The sequence below is a fragment of the Microbacterium sp. genome (assembly GCF_035277845.1).
Taxonomy (GTDB): Bacteria; Actinomycetota; Actinomycetes; order Actinomycetales; family Microbacteriaceae; genus Microbacterium.
Genome location: NZ_DATEJS010000195.1, coordinates 1 through 3,652 on the forward strand (window position 1 = coordinate 1; position 3,652 = coordinate 3,652).

Annotated in this window: 5 protein-coding genes; all 5 read left to right on the forward strand. The window is 72.2% G+C overall.

Annotated elements, in window-relative coordinates:
* The coding region (locus tag VJR25_RS08300) for a carboxyl transferase domain-containing protein (protein WP_324114460.1) at positions 1-1,306 on the forward strand (1,306 nt) is incomplete at its 5' end.
* A gap of 74 nt (positions 1,307-1,380) precedes the next feature.
* On the forward strand, positions 1,381-2,190 hold the full coding sequence (locus VJR25_RS08305) for a sulfite exporter TauE/SafE family protein (protein WP_324114462.1): 810 nt from the start codon (positions 1,381-1,383) through the stop codon (positions 2,188-2,190).
* 41 nt (positions 2,191-2,231) lie between these two features.
* The gene (locus VJR25_RS08310; RefSeq protein ID WP_324114465.1) at positions 2,232-2,678 is read left to right on the forward strand and encodes an FAS1-like dehydratase domain-containing protein; all 447 of its coding nucleotides are present in this window, start codon (positions 2,232-2,234) and stop codon (positions 2,676-2,678) included.
* A complete protein-coding gene (locus tag VJR25_RS08315; protein ID WP_324114467.1) occupies positions 2,675-3,103 on the forward strand; it encodes a MaoC/PaaZ C-terminal domain-containing protein in 429 nt (142 codons plus the stop codon). The genes VJR25_RS08310 and VJR25_RS08315 overlap by 4 nt, the downstream gene beginning before the upstream one ends.
* A gap of 1 nt (position 3,104) precedes the next feature.
* A partial coding sequence (locus VJR25_RS08320) for an FAD-binding protein (protein WP_324114469.1) occupies positions 3,105-3,652 on the forward strand: 548 nt, incomplete at its 3' end.

Sequence of the window (3,652 nt, forward strand, 5' to 3'; positions counted from 1 at the left end):
GGGCTCGGACGAGGCGGTGCGCACCGGCGCCGGCACGGTCGGCGGGCGCGACGTCGCCGTCATCGTCAGCGAGTTCGGCTTCCTCGGCGGGTCGATCGGCGTGGCCACCGCGGCGCGCATCGTCGCCGCGTTCGAGCGTGCCGCGGCCGAGCGGCGCCCGGTGATCGCCGGGCTCGCGTCCGGGGGCACCCGCATGCAGGAGGGCGCGGCCGCGTTCCTCACGATGCGGACCATCACCGCGGCCGTGCAGCGGTTCCGGCTCTCCGGCCTGCCGTACCTGGCCCATCTGCGGCATCCCGTCACGGGGGGCGTGTACGCATCGTGGGCGTCGCTCGCCGACGACGTCTGCGCGGAGCCCGGTGCGCTCATCGGGCTGCTCGGCCCGCGCGTCGTCGAGGGCCTCGCGGCCGTCGGCTACGGCGCCGGCGTTCCCCAGGGCGTGCAGTGCGCCGAGAACGTGCACGCGCACGGGCTGCTCGATGCCGTGCTGGATGCCGCCGGCTTCCGGGCGCGCGTGGCGACGCTCCTCGACGTGCTCGGCAGTGTGCAGAAGGGGGCGCCCGTGCCCGCGCTCGGTTCGGTGGCGGTTCCCGAGCGCACCGACGCGTCCGACTGGGCGGCGGTGCAGGCTGCCGCGCGACCCGGACGTCCCACGCTGCAGACCCTGATCTCGCGCCTGGACTCCTATGTGCCGCGCCGCGGCGGAGACGCCGAGCTCGTGACCGGATGGGGCCGTCTCGGGGAGCAGGGCTTCCTCCTGGTCGGATACGAGCGGTCCCGGGACGCGCACACGACGCCCGCCGACATCGCCGCGGCCCGCCACGCGTACGAGATCGCGGGTCGCCTCGGCATCCCCGTGCTGCAGATCGCGGACACGTCCGGTGCCGAGGTCAGCAGGGCGTCCGAGGAGGGCGGGCTCGCCCTCGAGATCGCCCGGACCCTGTCCGCCGGCACCGTGCTGCCCGTGCCGTCGGCCACGCTGCTGCTCGGTGACGGCGCCGGTGCCGCCGCGATCGCGCTGTGCGGCAGCGACCTCATCGTCGCGGTCGAGGATGCCTGGCTCGCGCCCCTCCCGCTCGCCGGCGCCGCCGCGCTCATGCACGACGACCCGAACGCGCAGGAGCACATGGCGCAGCAGCAGCGCGTGGGCGCGGCATCCCTGTTCGCCGACGGGCTCATCGACGGCATCGCGGTCGACGGCGCCGCGGCCTGGGCGCCCCACGTCGTCGGCCATCGGTCGGAGCGCATCGCCCGCTGCGCGCTGCAGCTCGCGACGTGCTGCGCCCCCGCCCTCGCCGCCTGCTGACGATCCGTCACGAACGCACGCCTGCCGGGGCCGAACGCGACGGATTCCCGCCACGAACTAGGCTGGACGACGACATGAACACCCCTGCACGGACCGCCCGCACCCCCCGCCAGATCGCCGTCTACGTCGGGATCGGCCTGCTCGCCGGGCTCATGTCGGGGCTGTTCGGCGTCGGCGGCGGCACGCTCATCGTGCCCATGCTCGTGCTGCTTCTCGCCTTCGACCAGCGGCTCGCCTCGGGCACGTCGCTCGCCGCGGTGGTGCCGACGGCCATCGTCGGCATCGTGACGTACGCGTCCAACGACGAGGTGGCCTGGATCCCTGCGGTCATCCTGGCGGCGGGCGCGATCATCGGCGCCCAGATCGGCACGTGGCTGCTGCACCGCCTCTCGCTCGGGTTCCTGCGCTGGATGTTCATCGTGTTCCTCGTCGCGGTGATGGTGAACCTGTTCTTCGACATCCCGTCGCGCTCGGCTGTGCTGGAACTGACCTGGCTCTCCGGCGCCGGCCTCGCGGTCGCCGGGGTGGTCACCGGCATCCTGTCCGGAATCCTCGGCGTCGGCGGCGGCATCATCATCGTTCCCGTGATGATGATGCTTTTCGGCATGAGCGACCTCATCGCCAAAGGCACGTCACTGGTCATGATCGTGCCGACGTCCGTGTCGGGCACCATCGCCAACCTGCGTCGGAGGAACACCGATCTCGTCGTCGCGGCCTACATCGGCATCGCCGCCTGCTTCACCACTCCGTTCGGCGCCTGGATCGCACGCTCGGTGACGCCGTTCGTGGGCAACATGCTGTTCGCGATCTTCATCGCGATCATCGTGACCCAGCTGATCGTGCGCGCGGTGCGGCAGAGGCGCACGGCGAAGCGCGTGGTCTGACCTTCGGGGGGCGCCTCAGGCCCGCTCGATAGGATGGCGGGGTGAGCGTGAATCCCGATCTTGCCGGGCGTGTGTTCCCGCCGACGGCTCCCTACCTCGTCGGGCGGGAGAAGGTGCGCGAGTTCGCGCGCGCCGTCTTCGCCGACGACCCGCAGCACACCGACGTCGACGCCGCGCGGGCCCTCGGCTACGCCGACCTCGTGGCGCCGCCGACGTTCGCTATGGTCATCCAGGACCTGACGCTCCAGCAGCTGCTCGCCGAGCCCGACTCGGGCATCGCGCTCGAGCGCACGATCCACGCCGAGCAGCGCTTCCGCTACACCCGGCCGATCGTCGCCGGCGACGAGCTCACCGGCCGCCTGTCCGTCACGGGCGTGCGCGCCGTGGGCAAGGGCGCGATGGTCACGAGCGAAGCCGAAGTGACGGATGCCGCCGGCGCCCACGTCGTCACGGCGACGTCCATCCTGCTGATCGGGGGAGACGAATGACCGACACGTCTATCGGTGCGGTGACCGGGGAACTGGCCGTCGGCGACGTCGTCGCCGAGCGCACCGTGCACCTGACCCGCGAGTCGCTGGTGCGCTATGCCGGGGCATCCGGGGATTTCAACCCGATCCACTACCGCGACGACGTCGCCGCGCGCGTCGGCCTGCCCGGCGTGCTCGCGCACGGCATGCTGACGATGGGCCTGTCGGTCGAGACGATCGTTCCGTGGCTCGGCGACTCAGGCCGCATCCTCGAATACGGTGTGCGCTTCACGCGCCCGGTCGTCGTGGATGCCGACGAGGGAGCCGACGTCACCGTGCGTGCCGTCGTCGGTGCGGTCGACGACGAGTCCGCCCGCATCGACCTGACCGTCCAGGCGGCCGACGTCACCGTGCTCGGCAAGGCACAGGTGCGGGTGCGCCGCTGACATGCCGGAGGTGACGCCGCTGCCGCTGAAGCAGCTCACGACGTTGCGCACCGGCGGCATTCCGGCGCGCATGATCGACGTCCACACGGCCGACGAGCTGATCGCCGCGCTGCAGGACGTGTGGGATGCGGGCGAGGACTGGTTCGTGCTCGGCGGCGGGTCCAACCTGTTCGTCGGCGACGAGCCCTTCGAAGGCACCGTCATCCGCATCCTGACCACCGGCATCGAGACCCTCGCCTCCCCGCACCCGGGCCACGTGCGGGTGCGGGTGCAGGCCGGACACAACTGGGACGACTTCGTCGCCTGGACCGTCGGGAGCGGGCTCGCCGGCATCGAGGCGATGTCCGGCATCCCGGGCACGGTCGGAGCCGCGCCCGTGCAGAACGTCGGCGCGTACGGCCAGGAGATCGTGCAGACCCTGGTCGAGGTCGAGCTCATCGACGAGGGCGACGACCGCGCGTACACCGTGCCGGCATCCGACCTCGGACTCGGGTTCCGCACCTCCGTGCTGAAGCACCACTACGGCGACATCGCCACGCGCCGTGCCGT